The 1,605-nt window shown below is 26.4% G+C and carries 2 protein-coding genes; both read right to left on the bottom strand.

Annotated elements, in window-relative coordinates:
* Positions 1 to 98: 98 nt before the first annotated feature.
* Positions 99 to 491: a lecithin retinol acyltransferase family protein gene (locus RWY47_RS12770; protein ID WP_021431397.1), complete on the bottom strand. Its 393-nt coding sequence runs from the start codon at positions 489 to 491 to the stop codon at positions 99 to 101.
* A 57-nt stretch (positions 492 to 548) separates the two neighbouring features.
* A complete protein-coding gene (locus tag RWY47_RS12765) occupies positions 549 to 1,409 on the bottom strand; it encodes a YitT family protein (RefSeq protein ID WP_021431396.1) in 861 nt (286 codons plus the stop codon).
* Between the last annotated feature and the right edge of the window lie 196 nt (positions 1,410 to 1,605).

The following is a 1,605-nucleotide window of genomic DNA, read 5'->3' as shown; positions in this document are numbered from 1 at the left end:
AAAAAGAATATCTGTTTATTTTTATCTGCAATATAAATTGCAATTTATATAAATAAAGCAAAAATAAATAAACCTATTAATAAAAAAACTCTTTATAACTATAAAGAGTAATTTAATAATATAGTGAAAATTATAATTAAAATTATAAAATCAACTTGATTGGATTTACTAACTCCAGTTTTACACCAATGGCCAAAATGTTCGCAGTTATTAAAAATTATATTGAAGTTTTGCTCTCCAATACGAGAATTAGCTCTTTGTACAACTTCACAAGGTTCTGTAAAATTATTTTTAAACTTACAAACTTTAAAGTTTTCATTACCAGCTAAAAATCTATCCATATTAGTTTTTCTAATACACATCTTACGCAAAAATTTATCATCTATCTTTCCATCATAATGTATAACGCAATCTTCATTTATATATATGCCAAAATGCTTATACAATCCATGATCTGAACATATTAAGTCTCCATAATTAGCATTAGACATAAAAAATCCTCCTAAAATCATATATAAGTAAATTATGATTTTAAGAGGAGAATGTTACTATGCTATTGATTTAAATCCTCGGCCTAAAACTTCATGAACATCACTAACAATTATGAATGCTGATGGATCTATATTTTTTATTACTTTTTTTAGATGAACTTCTTGTTTTTTAGAAACCACTACTAGTAAAACATTTTTATCTTCATTAGTATATCCTCCTTTACCTTGAAGGAAAGTTACACCTCTATCAAGTTCCTTAGTTATACCATCTCTTAAAATATCAGACTCATTAGATATAATCATAAATGCTTTTGAGTAATTAAGACCAGAAACTATGGCATCAACTATTTTAACTATAATGTAAAGTGCTACTCCTGAGTAAAGTGCTGTTTCTAAATTTTTACTAGCAATACCAGCAGATATAACAACCATACCATCTAATATAACCATAAACTTTGAAAGCGGGACACTTGGGAAAGCTCTATTTAGCATAAGTGCAATAAGATCTGTTCCTCCTGTAGAAGCATCCATTTTTAGTACTATACCAAGTCCAATACCAAGACATAATGCACCAGATATAGAACATAATAATACATCTTTTGTTACATCAAAATTAGATAGCGATGATGTAACACCTAATACTATAGAAAATACAGTCATTCCAATAAGAGTTTTTATAGAATCTTTAACTCCTAAGATCTTAATTGAAAATATTACTAAAGGAATACCTATAGCAAGCATTACAACAGGAATAGGAAGACCTGTAAGTTTTCCTAACACTAATGAAAGACCGCTAAGTCCTCCAGGTGCAATTGTATAGGGTTTAAAAAACATGTTTATTCCTATACTCATAAAAATACATCCAACCACCAGTCCTAAAGACTGTAACAAAAAATCCTTAAAAACGTTTTTCTCCATAAAACACCTCGCAAAAATATTTGGTATAATTCCATAGAGTATAGTATAACAAAAACTTACTTATAAAGGGAATATGTTTTCTATTAGTGGAAATTTTAAAATAATTTGAAATAATAAATTAATATTAAAAAATATTTTTAAATATGATTTTATTAAATATATATAATAACTTTGAATATAATAATAAGTATAAAAA

It is taken from the genome of Paraclostridium sp. MRS3W1, assembly GCF_032465715.1.
Classification (GTDB): domain Bacteria; phylum Bacillota; class Clostridia; order Peptostreptococcales; family Peptostreptococcaceae; genus Paraclostridium; species Paraclostridium dentum.
This window is presented reverse-complemented; position numbering and strand designations above follow the sequence as displayed.

Bases quoted from the DNA above. Each gene is read 5' to 3' on its own strand.
- RWY47_RS12765 (WP_021431396.1), bottom strand. From the start codon at position 1,409: ATGGAGAAAAACGTTTTTAAGGATTTTTTGTTACAGTCTTTAGGACTG.
- RWY47_RS12770 (WP_021431397.1), bottom strand. From the start codon at position 491: ATGTCTAATGCTAATTATGGAGACTTAATATGTTCAGATCATGGATTG.